The sequence below is a fragment of the Rhizobium sp. SEMIA 4085 genome, from assembly GCF_013004495.1.
Classification (GTDB): domain Bacteria; phylum Pseudomonadota; class Alphaproteobacteria; order Rhizobiales; family Rhizobiaceae; genus Rhizobium; species Rhizobium gallicum.
In genome coordinates this window covers 1-16,570 of sequence record NZ_JABEPH010000101.1, presented here as the reverse complement: position 1 = coordinate 16,570, position 16,570 = coordinate 1, and the positions used below count along the sequence as shown (strand labels likewise).

Here is a 16,570-nt window from a genome sequence, read left to right as displayed (position 1 = left end):
TCTTGTTCGTGCAGTGCATGACCGCTCTACTGGATTGTTTTTTTGTTTTATGGATGCGGGCTCCCCCGAGACTGCCCCTAGATCGCCCGGCGGCAGCGTCATAGGTGTATAAGAGACAGCCGCCACGGCGTTGACGAGCGCCACCTGCGACCCGACCGACAGATCGATACCGCCGGTGACGATGACGAGGGTCATCGCGACGGCGACAATAAGAATTGGGGCCGCCTGCCGTACGACATTCAGGAGATTTCCGACGGTCATGAACGTATCGGTCGTGACTGCAAAGAAGGCCACACAGGCGAGGAAGAAAAAGGCAATCGACAGGACCTGCGCATGCTCGGCAAAGAAGTCGGCAAGCGGCGAGCCTTTGGCGCGTTCGGTATAGACGGTCACTGCCTTTCTCCTCCGACGATGAGCTTCACGAGATCCTCCAGATCGGTCTTGCCGATCTCGCGCTCGGCGACTTTGGTGCCTTCGTACATGACGGCAATCCGGTCGCAGACCCGGAAGAGGTCCTGCAGGCGATGGGTGATGAGGACGACGGAAACGCCCTTCGCCTTGACGCGGTTGATCAGCGAGAGCACGGCTTCCACCTCGGCAACGGCAAGTGCCGATGTCGGCTCGTCCATGATCAGGACCTTGGGATTGAAGGAGGCGGCCCGGGCAATTGCAATGGCCTGGCGCTGGCCACCGGAAAGCTTTTCGACCTTTGCGGTCAGCCGCGGGATGCGAATCTCCAGCGCATCGAGCATTTTGCGCGCCTCGGCAAGCATGGTCGCACGATCGAGAAAAGGTCCCCTGGTGATTTCGCGGCCGAGAAAGAGATTGCCGACCACATCGATATGATCGCAGAGGCTCAAGTCCTGGAAGACCATCTCTATATTGCGCGAGCGGGCCTCGGCCGGACCGGAAAAACGCACCGCTTCTCCATCGATCGAGATCGTTCCACCGTCTGGTATATAGGTGCCGGAGATAATTTTAGTAAGCGTTGATTTACCTGCCGCATTGTCGCCTACAAGGCCGAGGCATTCCCCGGGGTAAATGTCGAGGTCGACGCCGCGCAGCGCCTGGTGCGAGCCGAAGGTCTTGCGGATATCGCGGAGGGATATGCGCGGCCGGTTTGCCGCCGCCCCGGATTGCCGGGAGAGCATGGCTCCCCCGGTTCCGGAGACCGCGCTTGGGTGCTGTCCGTGGCTGATCATTTAAAAACGGCCCTGTATGGCTCCACGTTCTCCTTGGTGACGATGGTCACGGGAACCGCGATGTTCTTATCGACCGAACCGCCATCCGAGACCTTCTTCAGCGCGTCGACGGCCGCAGCACCCATGGCGGCCGGATCCTGCTGTATTACGGCGGCAACGTAACCGGCGTCGATGCCGGCGATCGCCTGGGCAGTGAGATCCCAGCCGAACACCTTGATGGCATCCTGCTTGCCCTGGCTTTCGACAGCGGCGATGGCTCCCATCAGGGCCGGCTCGCCGGTCGCATAGACGGCGGTCATATCCGGATTGCCGGTGATCAGGTTCTCGGCGGCGGCAAGCGCATTGTCCTGAATGTTCTGACCATCGACGACGCCGGCCTTTTCGATGCCGGAGACACCTTCGAGCGTCTTTTCAAAGCCTTCCTGGCGGACATTCTGGATGAACGAATTCAGCGCACCGACGACACCGACCTTTGCCTTGCCGTCCATGTTCGCCTGGACATAGTCGAGGAAGAATTTGCCCATGTCAGCGCCGGCCTTGGCGTTGTCGACGCCGATCTGCGCCTTCTGGGGACCTTCAGGGAGGATTGCATCGATCGCGACCACGGGAATACCGGCGTCTGCCGCCTGCTTGATGGCCGGCATGATGCCGTTGACATCGATGGCAACGACGGCAAGACCGGCGACTTTCTGCTGGATGTAAGTCTCAATCGCGCTGTTTTGGGCGGCCGGATCGTTGTTGGCATTGAAGATCACGAGTTTTACGCCTGCTGCATCGGCCGCCTTCTGGGCACCCTCGTTCATCTGGTTGAAAAACAATGCCTGCTGGTTGATCTGCACCAGCGCAAAGGTCTTTTCCTGCGCACTTGCGCCCAAGCCTGCGAGCGAGGCGGTTGCCAATGCAGTGAAGCCGAGCGCGGCTGTGAATGTTCTGCGTTTGATAGTCCGGGTCATGTTCTCATCCTCTGGTTCTTTTTTTGTCCATTGCGGCTTTTGGATTCGCCGGCGGCGCAACGGAACTCCGCACGACGATTTCGACCGGCAGGAGCTCTTCCACAGCGCAAGGGGTACGCTCCTGCCAGTTTGTCTCAAGAAGCAACGACAGCGCCCGCTGGCCGATCTGCCGAACGGGCTGGCGGATGGCCGTCAGCGGCGGCGCAAAAAGATGCAGCGGCCCGACGTCGTCGAAGCCAACGACCGACACGTCCTGCGGGATCGAAATGCCTTGGCTGCGCAAGACCTCAATGAGACCGATGGCGATTTCATCCGAACTCGCGAAGATCGCGCTCGCGGGCATGCCTTCGGCTATGAAGCGCTTGGCGGCTTCCCGCCCGAAGGCGACGGTGTATTCGCCCTTGTAGCTGAGCAGCAGGGCATCAGCCCCCCACAGTTCGTACATCGCCCTTTCGAGCCCTTGGAAACGGCGCTGTGCGCTGATCATCCGTTCGGGCCCGCCGATGAAAAGGACGCGGCGATGCCCCATCTCCGCAAGGTGCGTTCCTGCCAGATAGCCGCCCCTGTCGTTGTCGCAGAAGAGCTTCGGTGCCAGCGCATCCGGGACGTCTTCGTCCACGACGACAACCTTGCCGGTGCGGTTGATGAGCGCCCCGAGTTGCCCGTCATCCGGATGGTTGGTGACAAAGATTAATCCATCGACATGGTTGCGCTCGATAAGCTGAAGATAGGCAACCTCGCGGCCAGAGCGGTTCAGCGTCGCGTAGAGCGAGACGGCAAGCCCGCGGCGGTCCGCCTCCTCCTCCACCGCCGCGACAAGCGTTGCGAAGAACGGATTGGCGATGTCGGGCACCACGAGACCGATCGTATCCGAGCGCCCGCGGCTTAGGCGCCGGGCATGCGGATTGGGCTGATAGTTGAGATCTCGGATCGCATCCTCGATCCTCTTCTTCGTCTCGTGGGGAAGCTCGAGCGATCCGTTCAGCAGTCGCGAGACCGTCGTCACGGAAACGCCGGCAGCTCCGGCGACATCCTTCAGACTGGTGACACGCTCATTCGCCATCGTTTGTAAACCGCTTTAGTAAACCGATTTACCATTTAGCTCACCGATCCCTTTATGAGTCAAGCGGACTTTGCGTGCGTTATTGCGGTTGCCAAAACACGACCGCAGTTCCATTACTGCAGCTGCGGCTTTCGGAGAAAACTGTTGCGGTCGGCCGACTTGATACGCAGCCATGCCTCGCGGCCGTCGCGCAATATCCTCATGGGGATCTCCACGCCGGCGGGGCCGCTCCTCCATAACTTGCGGTAAAAGTCGGCAAGACCGGCGACCTCCCCATCCCGTATCTCCGAGATGATATCTCCCTCACGCAACCCCGCTTGAGCCGCCGGACCTCCTTGAGCCACGCTCATGACCACCACGTCGCCATTACTTTCGGCAGAGAAAGCCCCGAGCCAGGGACGCGGCGGCTTGTTCACTTGGCCGCGCGTAAGCAGATCATCAAGAATGGGTGGCAACAGGTTGATCGGCACGACCATGTTGATGTCCGCGCTCTGTCCCCTTTGGTTCATTTGCAGGCGCAGCGAGCCAATGCCAAGAAGTTTGCCGTCGGAGCCCACGAGTGCCGCACCGCCCCAGGAAGGGTGCGCAGGCGCGATGAATATCGCCTCTTCGAGCAGGTATTCCCAATAGCCGGCGAATTCCTGCTTGGCGACAATCGCAGCCTGCACGAACTGACCGATACCGTCGGCCAGCATGACCGGATCGCCGACCTTCGCTTCGGCCCCATCCCCAAGATCCAATGCGGGAACGTCAAGCGACCCAAGGGCCTGCACCAGACCGAAGCCGGTTTCCTGATCATAGGCAAGCGCATGCGCAGGAACGACATACCCGTCGTTGCGTGTCAGCCAGACTTCCTCGGCCTCGGTGATCAGGTAGCCGATCGTGACCACTAGCCCATTTTCCCGGATCACCACGCCGCTTCCCTCCCTTTGGGTACCGAGCGTCGTCGCGGTGAAGGCATCTTCCGGAATTGAAGAACGGACCGCCACAACGGACCGCAAAATTCTGTCGATGTTCATGCTTTCGTTCCTGATGAGCAAGATCTACGCACGGCAAAGCGTCACCGCTTTCATGCGGCGCCTGGCATTCCTCTAAAATATGGCTCGTAACGGGGCAGACAAGCCGCAAGAGCCGAATCTGCCTTCAGGCCGATGCAACGACGGAGAGTAACCACATCAATTGAGCGCCCGTATGAAACTGTCCTTCGATGCGACGGATAGCAGACAGCGGGCAAAGGGTTGACGTTTCATACACCACAACAAGCACTTGCCGAGCTCGCTCCCTTGTCAGCGGAGCTGCATCATCTCAGATGAAGGAAGAGTAATGCTTGTACTGCGTCTGAGTATGCCAATGAGAATCGTCGAGCTAGCCAGTTCTGTATCTCGCCCCGTTTATGCCATTGGCGATGTTCATGGGATGGCCAGCTTGCTTGAGGTTCTGTTAGCGACAATTGACGAAGATGCCATGAGATGCGGCGCGGAGCCGCGGGTCGTATTCCTTGGTGATATCGTCGACAGAGGGCCGGACAGCCGGCGAGCGATGGAAATTGTGCATGCGACGCTTCAGCAACGTGAAGGATCGCAATTCATTCTCGGAAATCACGACTACCTGTTTCGCGAGGCTTTGACTAACCATCTCGGCGATCCGGCGCTTGATCATTGGCTGTCGGGACTGGGCGGAAAGTCGACCCTTCGCTCTTACAGTCACCGCATGCCGGGCTGGGCAGGAGAGCTGCCGGACCTGCTGCTTCCCCGATATGCGCATCATCTGGCACTGCTCAATCGAGCCGCAGACATGGTCATCGTGAATGGCTACTGCCTCGTCCATGCCGGGATCGACCCGAAGAAGCCCCTTGCCGACCAGGACGAGCAGGATCTTCGCGAAATACGCGAACGCTTCCTCGATGTCTCAGACCAATTCGAAAAGGTCGTGGTGCATGGTCACACGATCACGAGCTCAGAACTTCCGGAGATTCATTCGAACCGCATAGCGATCGATACGGGGGCCTATCGCACAGGACGCCTGTCAGCCGTCGTGATCGCTGGCAATAGCGAGCCGCGCTTTCTTTATGTCTCCCACTCCGACTAGCCCCCCAATTCACGCTTTCCTGCTCGCAGAAGAGCGGACCGGTCGGTTGAGATCAACTCGTGAAGCCGCAAAGCGCCCATCTTAGGTGCGACTATCTGACCACAGGTAACTCTATTGGTGCCGACTTTGGGTCTTCTCCATGGAGAGCCTGGCATTGATGTTTGTCCACTGGCATTGCGTGTCGACAGCGTCGATCTGTCGCGGAAGTTCAAAGCAAGATCCTATTCGCTCTGCCGGAAGTTGCGGATCCGGTCAAAAAGCACAGCAAGCACGATAGCGCCGCCAATGAAGGTCCCCTGCCAGAAAGCGTTGATGCCGAGCAGACCGAGACTGTTGCGGATCACTTCGATCAGGGCGGCTCCGACCAACGCACCGAGCGCGGTACCGACGCCGCCTGCCAGATTGGCGCCGCCAATGACGGCGGCCGCGATGACCTGAAGTTCCATTCCGGCACCTATATTGGTGGTAACGGCGCCGAGCCAACCGGTTTGAACAATGCCGGCAACCCCCGCCGATAGGGCGGATATCATATAAACTGCGACCTTGATCCTGCGTACCGGAACCCCGGTCAACGTTGCGGCATGCTCATTGCCGCCGATGGCAAAAACATAACGCCCGAACCTCGTCCAGCGCAGCACGAAACCGGTCAGCAACGCCAGAATGATCATGTAGAGCACCGGGTTGGCGATGCCGAGAAACCACGCGCCGCCACCGAGTGCCAGAAGCGTGTCGTGATCTGGCCCGAATTGGAAGACCACGGTATTGTTTGATGCCACCATCGCAAGACTGCGCGCAATCGACAGCATGCCGAGCGTCACGACGAAAGGCGGGAAGTCGAGATAGGCGATCAACAGTCCGTTGAAAGCCCCGATGACCAGGGCAGTCCCGATCGACGCGGCAATACCGACTTCGATGCTGTAGCCGGCATGCATGACCACCGCCAGGACCATGCTGCACAGGCAGAGCACCGATCCCACGGACAAATCGATGCCGCCGGTAATGATCACCAGCGTCATGCCGAGCGCAATGATGGCAACGAAAGTGACGTTGCGGGTGATATTGTAGAGGTTCTTCGCCGTGGCGAAGGAGTCGGTTGCAGCAGACAGGAAAAGACAGGCGAGGATGACTGCGATCAGGACCCAGAAGGTTTGCCCGCCCACGATTGATGCAAGCCAGTTCCGCTGCTTCTGTTCAATTGTCTGGTCAAGAGTAACAGCCATCATCGACCTTCATTTCTTCCACTATCCAAGCAGCGCGATCACACTTGTTCGATCGCGCCGGTGATAAGACCTGTGACTTCTTCTGGCGAACTTGCCGCAATCGGCTTGTCGGCAACTTTTCTGCCTCGCCGCAACACGATGACGCGGTCGGCAACCGTAAAAACGTCCGGCATGCGATGGCTGATCAGGACAACGGCAATGCCGCGGTCACGCAGTTCGCGGATCAGATTGAGCACCTCCGCCACCTGGCGAACGGATATTGCCGCAGTCGGCTCGTCCATCAGTACGATCTTTGCCTCCGACAGCATGGTGCGTGCAATCGCCACCGCCTGCCGCTGGCCGCCTGACATCTGCCTTACAAGGTCCCGGGGACGCGTCTCCGACTTCAGCTCCCTGAAAATCTCGCCGGCACGCCTATACATGGTCTTGTAGTCCAGGACTTTCAGCGGACCGACGCCGCGCCGCAACTCGCGTCCTAGGAACACGTTCGCCGCTGCCGTCAGATTATTGCAGAGTGCCAGATCCTGGTGAACGATCTCGATGCCGTGCTGGCGCGCCTCCACCGGCCGGTGCATGACGATTTCCGCGCCGTCGAGGCGTATGGTGCCCTCGCTCGGCCGGAAATTGCCGGCAATCATCTTGACCAGTGTCGACTTTCCGGCGCCGTTATCGCCCATGAGGCCGACGACCTGGCCCGCCTCCAGCGAAAGCGAAACGTCGTTGACTGCCTGGATGGCGCCGAAATGTTTGGAGATGTTGGTGAGTTCGAGAACCGCCACCAGCCTGCTAACCTCCCAAAACCTCTCAGGCTTCCTCTTTGCCCTTAGATGTCGTCCAAGGGATGGATGCCCGCAATCTCGCCTTGCCGATGTCCTCCCAGCAAAGCGATTCCATCGCATTTACGCAAAACCTTGCGAAAGCGTCAATCAAATGTCCGGCGAATCAAGCAGACATCACAAAAATCTGTTTTGTATGACAAATACCCGTTGACGTGCGAAGCAGGCGGATATTAGCTGTTCATGGGAGAGAGAGCATGCTGATCCTTGTTACCGGTGCGACGGGCAAGGTCGGGCGGCGCTTCATTGCTGGGCTGCTTGACGATCCGAGATTTTCGAAAGCACGCATCCGCGCGCTTTGCCATAATCGTTTGCTTCCTGAGACCGGCCGTGTCGAAGTCACAAAGGGCTCGATCGCCGACCCGCATGTCGCGGCAGCCGCAATGAAAGACGTGACCCACGTTGTGCATCTTGCCACGTGCAAGGAAACGCCTGCCGCCGTCATGGACGTAACCGTCAAGGGTCTTTTCTGGTTACTCGAAGCCTTCCGTACGAGCGCCACCGCGCAACAGTTCATCCTCATCGGCGGTGATGCCGGTATCGGCCATTTCTACTATCGCCACGAGGGACCGATCACCGAGGATACGCCGCATTGCGCTTATCCAGGAAGTTACGCGCTTTCCAAGGTTCTCGAGGAGGTGATGCTTGACCAGTTCGCCATCCAGTACGGCATCAACAACTGCTGCCTTCGCGCACCGTGGATCATGGAAAAGGATGATTTCAAATATACGCTGTCCTTCGGCGATGATGTTTTCGGCGGCCCCGACTGGAAGGCGCTCGTCCCGCAAGGCGATGCGAGACGTTATGTGCAAGCCGGCACAGTGCCGCTGCTGCGCGACGCCGATGGACGTCCGCTAAAGCGTAATTTCGTGCATGTCGACGATCTGGTATCGGCCATTCTGGCAGCGATCGACAATCCACGCGCAAAGCGCCAGCTCTTCAATATCTGTATGGACCGGCCGGTCGACTATGGCGAGGTCGCAGCCTATCTGGCGCACACGCGAAACCTTGAGGCTGTCGACATCCCAAGCCAATACCACTCGAATTGGATGGACAACAGCAAGGCCAAATACCTGCTGGACTGGCAGCCCAGCTACGATCTGGAAAGGCTTATCGACTCGGCCTGGCAATACGAGCGTTCGCAGGATGACCCTCGCATTGTCTGGTACCCGGGTTGATTTCGTATGGCGGTCGCGTCGCGCCCGTCTGTTTCAAGGGAGGAAACCATGAGGAAGGCATTATTACTTGCATTCACGGCCCTGGCACTCACCGCCGGCCCGGCGCTTGCCAAGAAGCAGCTCGTCATCGTCGTGAAAGGACTCGACAACCCGTTCTTCGAAGCGATTAACCAAGGTTGCCAGAAATGGAACAAGGAAAACCCGGACTCGGAATATGAGTGCTTCTACACAGGCCCGGCATCGACATCCGATGAAGCCGGCGAGGCCCAGATCGTCCAGGACATGCTGGGCAAGGCCGACACGGCTGCGATCGCCATCTCGCCGTCGAACGCCAAGCTTATCGCCCAGACGCTCAAGACAGCCAATCCGAGCGTTCCGGTGATGACGCTCGACGCCGACCTCGCCCAGGAAGACGCCGCTCTGCGAAAGACCTATCTCGGCACCGACAACTATCTGATGGGCAAGCGCATCGGCGACTACATGAAAGAGGCCAAGCCGGATGGTGGCAAGGTCTGCTCGATCCAGGGCAATCCCGGCGCCGACAACATTCTGCGTCGCGCACAGGGCTGGCGCGATTCGTTGTCGGGCAAGGAAGGGCTGACCGAGCTCAAGGGTGAAGGAGGCTGGACCGAGGTCGCCGGCTGCCCAGTGTTCACCAACGACGACGGCGCCAAGGGCGTGCAGGCGATGACTGACATCCTCGCCGCCAATCCCGACCTTGCCGGCTTCGGCATCATGGGCGGCTGGCCGCTCTTCGGCGCCCCCCAGCCCTACCGCGACCTGTTCAAGCCGATGGCCGACAAGATCGCCAAAAACGAGTTCGTCATCGGCGCCGCCGACACGATCGGCGACGAAGTGGCGATAGCCAAGGAGGGCCTTGTCACCGCGCTGGTCGGCCAACGTCCCTTCGAAATGGGCTACAAGGCACCTTCCGTGATGATGGACCTGATCGCCGGAAAGCCGGTTGAGGATCCGGTGTTCACCGGGCTCGACGAATGCACCAAGGACACAGTCGACACCTGCATCCAGAAATAACGCGTGGTTCGGAGCGCCCAGAACCACTGGGCGCTCCGGTTCTCCAAAAAAAAGCGCCTGGACATCTCCAGCCCTGGAGATCTCCAGTCGCCTACTGTCCCTTACCGGAGGCCTGTGCGGCGTACATGTAGCTGTCGTAGCTGTATTCGGCGACGCGGAACCACTCGAAGGATTCGTCGCGGAATTTCTTCCAGGCCGGGTAGATCTTCGCCCAGGCCGGATATTTGGCGCTGTATTCGCCATAGAGTTCAAACGTCGCCTTATAGGCCGCATCCATAACATCACGCGGAAGCGGACGAAGTTTCACACCCTTGCCGACCAGCGATCGAATCGCCTTGGTGTTCTTGACGTCGTAAAGCGCCTGCATGTTGACATTGGCCGCCTTGCAGGCGGTGTCGAGCGCCGCCTTGTAAGCGTCCGGCAAGCCTTCGTACTGCGCCTTGTTGATGAAGAAATGGATGGTCAGACCGCCTTCCCAATATGCAGGATAATAGTAATAGGGGGCGATCTGGAAGAAGCCGAGGCGTTCGTCATCGTAGGGTCCAACCCATTCGGCTGCGTCGATCGTGCCGCGTTCGAGCGCCGGATAGATATCGCCGCCGGGAAGCTGTTGTGGAACGACACCGAGACGCGACATCACCTGGCCGGCGACACCGGCAATACGCATCTTGACGCCGTTGAGGTCTGCAGCGCTGTTGATCTCCTTGCGAAACCAGCCACCCATCTGGGCGCCGGTGCCACCGCCGGGCTTGCCGATGATGCCGTATTCGGAAAGAAACTCGTCATAGAGCTCGTTGCCGCCGCCGTGATAGAGCCAGGCGTTTTGCTGGCGGGCATTGAGACCGAAGGGGATCGTTGAACCGATCGCAAAAGTCGGATTCTTGCCGGTGAAGTAATATCCGCAGGTATGAGCGATTTCGACGGTGTTCGCCTGAACCGCATCGATCGCCTGCGGACCGGGGACTATCTCGCCGGCTTGAAAGACCTGGATCTGAAATTTGCCCTCGGTGATCTTGGAAAGGGCATCGGCCATGACCACCGCCCCGCCATAGATCGTATCGAGATTGTTCGGGAAGCCCGACGTCAGGCGCCACTTAATGGTCGGCAGTTCCTGGGCAACGGCTGGTGCCGCCAGCGCTGCTCCTGCCACAGTGGCAGCGCCACCGAGCGCTCCCTTGGTCAGAAATTTACGGCGGCTTAGTTTATCGGTCATCATATCCTCCTCGGTTGATTGGATTGCAGCACTTGGCAAAGCGATTTTGGCTGTGGCGTTACGTGGCGGGTTCGGACGGCGGCGCGCCAAAACTGGGGGTCGGCGATCCAAAATCCGGCGCGGGCGCTCCGAAACCAGGCGCGGCCGGCGCACCGTTTGACGGTTCAGGAGCGCCAAAAGGTTGTGCAGGCGTGCCGAACGGGTTCTCTCCCCCAGCGCCCGGCATCGGAACATTCAACTGGATGGTCGACGGATCGACGGTGACCTGGCCGGCCTTGTAGTGGGTGACGCGCTGGGGGAACGCGATCACGACAATGACCATCGCAAGCTGGATCCCCAGGAACGGCAGTGCGCCCATATAGATCTGGCCCGACGTGACCGGCTGGATGGTCGCGCCTGAAATACGGTCCTTATAAGCCCGGCTCGGTGCGACAGATCGCAGATAGAACAGCGAGAAACCGAATGGCGGATGCATGAACGAGGTCTGCATATTGATCGCCAGCATCACGCCAAACCAGATCAGGTCGATACCGAGGCTGTCGGCAACGGGCGCGAGTAGCGGAATGATGATGAAGGCGAGCTCGAAATAATCGAGGAAGAAGGCAAGGAAGAAGACCAGCAGGTTGGCGACGATCAGAAAGCCGATTTCACCGCCCGGGATCGACGTCATCAGATGCTCGACCCAAACGTGACCGTTGACGCCATAAAAAGTCAGTGAAAAGACGCGTGCACCCAATAGGATGAAGATTACGAAAGACGAGAGCTTCGACGTCGAATAGAGCGCCGCCTTGACCATCTTGATATCGAGACGGCGATTGAATGCCGCGAGGATCAGAGCACCGACGGCGCCCATTGCGCCACCTTCGGTGGGGGTCGCAAGACCAATGAAGATGGTTCCGAGCACCAGGAAGATCAGCACAAGGGGCGGCACGAGCGATGTGACAACTCTTCCGGCGAGCTTCCAACCCCGCAGCAAACGCGCTTCCGCCGGGAGCGCGGGAACGCTGGCGGGCTGAAGGAGGGACATTACGATGATGTAGCCGGAATAGACCACCACCAGCACGAGGCCTGGCACGAGAGCGCCCTTGTACATGTCGCCGACCGACCGACCGAGCTGGTCTGCCAGGATAATCAGGACGAGGCTTGGCGGAATGATCTGCGCGAGAGTCCCCGACGCGGCGATGGTGCCGGCGGCAACGCGGCGATCATAGCCGTAGCGAAGCATGATCGGCAGCGAGATCAGGCCCATCGAGATGACGGAGGCGGCAACTACGCCGGTCGTCGCAGCAAGGATGGCGCCGACAAAGATCACAGCGAAGGCAAGGCCGCCGCGCACAGGCCCGAACAGTTGTCCGATCGTGTCCAGCAAATCCTCCGCCATACCGCTTCGCTCGAGGATCAGTCCCATGAACGTGAAAAAGGGAATGGCAAGTAGCGTCTCGTTGGACATCTGTCCGAAGATGCGGTCCGGGATTGCCCCGAACAGATTGATCGGCAGCAAGCCCATCTCAATCCCGACGAAACCGAACAAAAAGCCGACGAAAGCCAGCGCAAACGCCACGGGATAGCCGAGCAGAAGCACGACGATCAGCGACAGGAACATGATGGGCGCGAGATTTTCCGCAAAGAAAGCAAACATGGATTTTTCCTGCCTAGAGTGTTTGTGCTTCAGCGTCGGCAAGTGCGATCGCGTCCGGAAAATCGCCCTTCAGGATCGCGATGCGTTTGATGAGTTCCGAAAGGCCCTGGAGCGCCAGCAATCCGAAGCCGGCTGGAATAAGGGCCCATACGGGCCACAGGAGCAGGCCGCCGGTATTGTTCGATATTTCGCCGCTGACGAATTTCGAAACGACGATCGGCCAGGACAGGTAAATCGTGATCAGACAGAACGGCAAGAGAAAGAAGATCGTGCCGAGGATTTCGATCCAAAGCTGCGCGCGTCGCGGCAACTGACCGTAGACAAGGTCGACTTTGACATGTTCGCTACTTAAAAGCGTCCATGCTGCGGCGATGAGGAATGCGGCCGAAAACAAGTACCACTGAGCCTCAAGCCAAGCATTCGAACTCAAGTTGAAAAGTTTCCGGGTCGTCGCATTGACCGCGCTGATCAGCACTGCAGCCAGCAGCAACCACGAGACGGATTTACCCAAAAAGGTATTGATCGCGTCGATGACGCGCGACAGCGACAGCAAGCCAGCCATGATGTATTCCTCCCAGGGGTCACAGGCTTTGGGCGACGTGACCACCGGGCAACTGGTATTGCGCGGAAACTTTAGGAACAAGACCGAAAATCGGCAAAATACGCGTGCCTACCCACTACTGGGTAGGCGCTCAACTCTCGGCCCAGGTCAATCCGTTCTCGATAGCATAGCGCGTCAGTCCGGCCGTCGTCGCGATGTTGAGCTTCTTCTTGATGTTCTTGCGGTGCGTCTCCACCGTGGCAGCTGAGATACCGAGTGTCTGGGCAATATCGCGATTGCTTTTTCCTGCCGCCAGCAACAATAGAACATCATGCTCGCGTGTCGTTAGAGGCAGCGCATCCGGCGCCACCTTTCGCTCGAGGAGAACATCCGAAACACCGGAAGAGAAGTAGGTTTTGCCGTTTGCCACGGCTTCGATCGCAGCGATGATCTCGTCGGTGGAGACATCCTTGAGTATGTAACCGGATGCCCCGTGCAACACCGAGGTGGAAATATATTCGCGACTGTCGTGCATTGACAGCATCAGGATGCGCGCGTCGGGCAGTTGCTCCTTGAAGAGCTCGATCGCGTCTATGCCGCTGAGCTGCGGCATGTTGATGTCCATCAAGACCACTGCTGGCCTTTCCCTCAGCGCAATCTCAAGCCCTGCGCGTGCCAATCCGGCAGTGCCGACAATCTCAATGTGTTCATAGGTTTCCAGAACGGCCCCCAACCCGTCCAGAACCAGGGGGTGGTTGTCGATCAAAAGGACCTTGATATTTTTGCCGCTCATGCTGCTTCCTTGCCTTGCGCGCGGTTCGCCGTTGCTGACCTTGGAAGCAGCGCTGTCAGGATCGTGCCTGCCGGTGTCGTCTTGATCAGTAGCAGGCCGCCGAAATGGGCCAGGCGCTCTTGCATGTTGCGCAGTCCGAGCCCGCCGCCGAGCGCTTTCTTTCCCTCGGCAATTGTTTCATCGAAACCGTTTCCGTTGTCGGAGATCGTCATGCGGACACGGCCCCCAACGTTCCAAATCCTGATGTCGACGCGGGTGGCTCCCGAATGCCGCTCCACATTGTTCAACGCCTCCTGCGCAACGCGATAAAGTGCCGTGCTCGCCTCCGGCTTCAGCATGTTCTTGAAGGGAAGCGCCTCCAGTCGGGTCTCGATGCCCGTACGCTCCGAGAAGTTGTCGCAAAGTGCCTTGAGCGCAGGCGTCAGGCCAAGGTCATCAAGCGCTCGCGGACGCAGGTCATGGGACAGGCGCCGTACCTCCTTGATCGCCCCGTTCAGCGCCTCCGCTCCGCGATCGATTGCGCGGGCGGCGTCTTCGGTCTGGCTTGCGACCTTGCGGCTCGCCAGATCGATAGCATAGCGGACGCCGATGAGGTTCTGCGATATCCCATCATGCAGTTCACGGGCAAGGCGCGCCCTTTCCTCTTCCTGCGTGTCGATAATGCGCTGTGCGAGCTGTTTAAGCTTGCTGTCTGCAAGACGGCGTTCTCTCAACGTCAGCAACATGCCGGTGGCAAAGACGATGAGAACCGCCGGCACGGCGATCAGCGCAATGATCAGAAATGTCTTGCGGACATTGGCGCGAAAATCTGCATTTGCGGCGGCGGTCTGTGCAAAGACGTCATCAAGATAGACGCCCGTTCCAAGCATCCACTTCCATTTGTCGAGGCCGGCAGCGAAGGACAGCTTGTCGGCCACCTCCCCCGAAGACGGCTTCTGCCACTTGTACTGGTGTAGGCCGCCGCCCTCCTTGGCCTTCTGAATGAGATTGGCAATAACCCTATCGCCATCGGGGTCGGTAAGATCGAGCCAGTTGTGCCCAGGCCGGAACGCCTGGCGCGGATGCACGACATTGTTGCCGTCGTAGTCATAGACAAAGAAGTAGCCATCCTTGCCGTAGTCGAGAGTGGTCAAGATGGCGCGAACCTTCTCCTTTGCTACTTCGTCGTCCGGACCTGCGGCTTCGTAGATGTCATGAATGGCAGAGAGCGCAAGATTTGTCAGATTGAGGAGTTCCGTTTCCTTGGCTTTCAGCATGTTTCGCTCGAACGTGTCGATGCTGCTTCGCACAAGCGTCGCCGATTGCCAGGTGATGAACGTTGTGACGATCAGAATGGCCAGGATCAATGGAATGATGGCCAATGCCACAATCTGATGTCTAAGGTTCACAGATCCGCCTCCCTGCCGCCTTGGTCACGCGGCGAGCTTATATATGAAACGACATCGACGGATAGCTCAAGCTTCGCCCGACCTGCAAACGTTTCGCGCAGGCGCGGCGGACTATCTGACGAAACCCATCGACTTCGACCTATTGCTTGCGAAAATTACAGGCTGCGTTACGCGGATTGAAAACGACAAAGCGGCCGGTCGCGCATTCTAATTGGCGGTCGTCCCATTCCGCAAAGCGTGGACACATCACCGGGCGCCGGTGCGGTGACCTATGCTGCAACGCCAGCCCAGGGCAGTTGCTCTTTCCTGCCTGACGGAGCTTTCATGGCTATGGTCTTTCAAAAGCCACAAAGCTGAGCAGGCTGGGGAGCGCACAGACTGATCAAACAAAATCTTCGCCGGCTGCGTGCCGGCGTGTCAGTGCAGCGGCTTTTTCTCAGCTTTGAAAAGCCGTTCTTGCCCAGACGGACATTACCATCAGGACCTGAATGAGAAGGTTCGCCGCGACCAAAGCAGAAGTGCGAGGTTCAATGCGATGCATTCCATCCAAGATGACGTTTCAGTTTCGATCATCATTGCGAACTACAACTACGCGCGCTTCTTAAAGTGCTGCATCGATAGCGCGCTGGAACAAAGCCATGACAACGTAGAAGTCATCGTTGTCGACGACGCATCGGCTGACGACAGCGCTTGTGTGATTGCGGCCTATGGCTCCAGGATCACGGCTCTCTTAAGAGAGAGCAATGGTGGGCATGCGGCTGCGTTCAACACAGGATTTGCGGTCAGCCGAGGCCAGATCGTTCTGTTTCTCGACGCCGACGACTATCTTTATCCGAACGCCGTCTCGGAGATAATCAAGGCTTGCGACGGCGATACCGCCCAGGCGCAATTCAGATTGCACATTGTCGACGAGCGCCAACGCGTCAAGGATGTGTTTCCACCTCAGGAGTTTCCCTTCGATTCAGGTGATGTCACCCCCCAGCTGTTGCAGAAGGGACGCTATCAAACCACCGTGACAAGCGGGCTGGCCTTCATGCGTTCGGCTTTGGAGGCGATCATGCCCATCCCCGAGACGGACTTTCGCCAGGGGGCGGACGGATATCTGGTCACTGTCGCGCCTCTCCACGGAAAGGTGACGTCGATCGATTCTTGCCTTGGCGCCTACCGCATGCATGGCGCCAATCATTCCGTCTTTGCAGAAAAACTTGGCCAGCGGGCACGCTGGCGGGTGGAGCACGACTTCCGCCGCATGGAAGCCTTGTCCGATCAGGCCGCTGATGTCGGCTTGACAGTACCGTTGGACGTCAGTCTTCATGATACGGTGCATCTCGAAGAGCGCTTGGCATCGCTTTGCATAGACCGCCAACGGCCGCCCGCTCCCGATGATTCAAGGGTCCCCCCCGGCGACGCCGGGCCCGTGG

15 protein-coding genes and 2 pseudogenes are annotated in these 16,570 nt (G+C 58.7%); 5 read left to right on the top strand and 12 right to left on the bottom strand.

Annotated elements, in window-relative coordinates:
* The 5 genes and pseudogenes from C9413_RS12780 to C9413_RS12760 form a co-directional block, all read right to left on the bottom strand.
* Positions 1-393: pseudogene (locus C9413_RS12780) on the bottom strand (ABC transporter permease); the annotation flags it as partial.
* Positions 390-1,202, bottom strand: a complete 813-nt coding sequence (locus tag C9413_RS12775) for an ATP-binding cassette domain-containing protein (protein WP_040115740.1) — start codon at positions 1,200-1,202, stop codon at positions 390-392. The gene C9413_RS12775 and the pseudogene C9413_RS12780, both read right to left, overlap by 4 nt.
* Positions 1,199-2,155, bottom strand: a complete 957-nt coding sequence (locus tag C9413_RS12770; RefSeq protein WP_040115741.1) for a substrate-binding domain-containing protein — start codon at positions 2,153-2,155, stop codon at positions 1,199-1,201. Before C9413_RS12770 ends, C9413_RS12775 begins: the two co-directional genes overlap by 4 nt.
* A 4-nt stretch (positions 2,156-2,159) precedes the next feature.
* Entirely contained in the window at positions 2,160-3,218 is a 1,059-nt protein-coding gene (locus C9413_RS12765) for a LacI family DNA-binding transcriptional regulator (RefSeq protein ID WP_040115742.1), read from the bottom strand.
* 113 nt (positions 3,219-3,331) lie between these two features.
* The gene (locus C9413_RS12760; RefSeq protein ID WP_040115743.1) at positions 3,332-4,237 is read right to left on the bottom strand and encodes a S1C family serine protease; all 906 of its coding nucleotides are present in this window, start codon (positions 4,235-4,237) and stop codon (positions 3,332-3,334) included.
* Between the two features lie 304 nt (positions 4,238-4,541).
* Between C9413_RS12760 and C9413_RS12755 the strand changes: the two genes are divergently transcribed.
* Complete coding sequence (locus C9413_RS12755) at positions 4,542-5,306, top strand: metallophosphoesterase (protein ID WP_082046735.1); 765 nt, start codon at positions 4,542-4,544, stop codon at positions 5,304-5,306.
* A gap of 221 nt (positions 5,307-5,527) precedes the next feature.
* Here C9413_RS12755 and C9413_RS12750 read toward each other — a convergent pair whose 3' ends face one another.
* Together C9413_RS12750 and C9413_RS12745 are read right to left on the bottom strand one after the other, a co-directional pair.
* Positions 5,528-6,526, bottom strand: coding sequence for an ABC transporter permease (locus tag C9413_RS12750; RefSeq protein ID WP_040116624.1), 999 nt, complete (start codon positions 6,524-6,526; stop codon positions 5,528-5,530).
* A gap of 38 nt (positions 6,527-6,564) precedes the next feature.
* Positions 6,565-7,305, bottom strand: coding sequence for an ATP-binding cassette domain-containing protein (locus C9413_RS12745; RefSeq protein WP_133938504.1), 741 nt, complete (start codon positions 7,303-7,305; stop codon positions 6,565-6,567).
* A 254-nt stretch (positions 7,306-7,559) separates the two neighbouring features.
* On the opposite strand from C9413_RS12745, the gene C9413_RS12740 reads away from it, so the two are divergent.
* Both C9413_RS12740 and C9413_RS12735 read left to right on the top strand, forming a co-directional pair.
* Positions 7,560-8,540: an NAD(P)-dependent oxidoreductase gene (locus C9413_RS12740; protein ID WP_040115744.1), complete on the top strand. Its 981-nt coding sequence runs from the start codon at positions 7,560-7,562 to the stop codon at positions 8,538-8,540.
* Between the two features lie 48 nt (positions 8,541-8,588).
* The gene (locus C9413_RS12735) at positions 8,589-9,575 is read left to right on the top strand and encodes a sugar-binding protein (protein WP_040115745.1); all 987 of its coding nucleotides are present in this window, start codon (positions 8,589-8,591) and stop codon (positions 9,573-9,575) included.
* A 91-nt stretch (positions 9,576-9,666) separates the two neighbouring features.
* Here the strand turns inward: C9413_RS12735 and C9413_RS12730 are convergent, their stop codons facing one another.
* The 5 genes from C9413_RS12730 to C9413_RS12710 form a co-directional block, all read right to left on the bottom strand.
* Positions 9,667-10,788 (bottom strand): TRAP transporter substrate-binding protein, encoded by a 1,122-nt coding sequence (locus C9413_RS12730; protein WP_170250517.1) that lies wholly within the window; start codon positions 10,786-10,788, stop codon positions 9,667-9,669.
* Positions 10,789-10,846: 58 nt separating this feature from the next.
* Positions 10,847-12,427: a TRAP transporter large permease subunit gene (locus tag C9413_RS12725; RefSeq protein WP_170250516.1), complete on the bottom strand. Its 1,581-nt coding sequence runs from the start codon at positions 12,425-12,427 to the stop codon at positions 10,847-10,849.
* Positions 12,428-12,440: 13 nt separating this feature from the next.
* The gene (locus tag C9413_RS12720; protein ID WP_040115747.1) at positions 12,441-12,989 is read right to left on the bottom strand and encodes a TRAP transporter small permease subunit; all 549 of its coding nucleotides are present in this window, start codon (positions 12,987-12,989) and stop codon (positions 12,441-12,443) included.
* A 130-nt stretch (positions 12,990-13,119) separates the two neighbouring features.
* Positions 13,120-13,761: a response regulator transcription factor gene (locus tag C9413_RS12715; protein ID WP_040115748.1), complete on the bottom strand. Its 642-nt coding sequence runs from the start codon at positions 13,759-13,761 to the stop codon at positions 13,120-13,122.
* The gene (locus tag C9413_RS12710) at positions 13,758-15,149 is read right to left on the bottom strand and encodes a cache domain-containing protein (RefSeq protein WP_170250515.1); all 1,392 of its coding nucleotides are present in this window, start codon (positions 15,147-15,149) and stop codon (positions 13,758-13,760) included. Before C9413_RS12710 ends, C9413_RS12715 begins: the two co-directional genes overlap by 4 nt.
* Before the next feature lie 94 nt (positions 15,150-15,243).
* On the opposite strand from C9413_RS12710, the pseudogene C9413_RS33270 reads away from it, so the two are divergent.
* Both C9413_RS33270 and C9413_RS12705 read left to right on the top strand, forming a co-directional pair.
* A pseudogene (locus C9413_RS33270) lies at positions 15,244-15,360 on the top strand (response regulator); the annotation flags it as partial.
* 324 nt (positions 15,361-15,684) lie between these two features.
* On the top strand, positions 15,685-16,570 hold an 886-nt coding region (locus tag C9413_RS12705; RefSeq protein ID WP_170250514.1), incomplete at its 3' end, for a glycosyltransferase.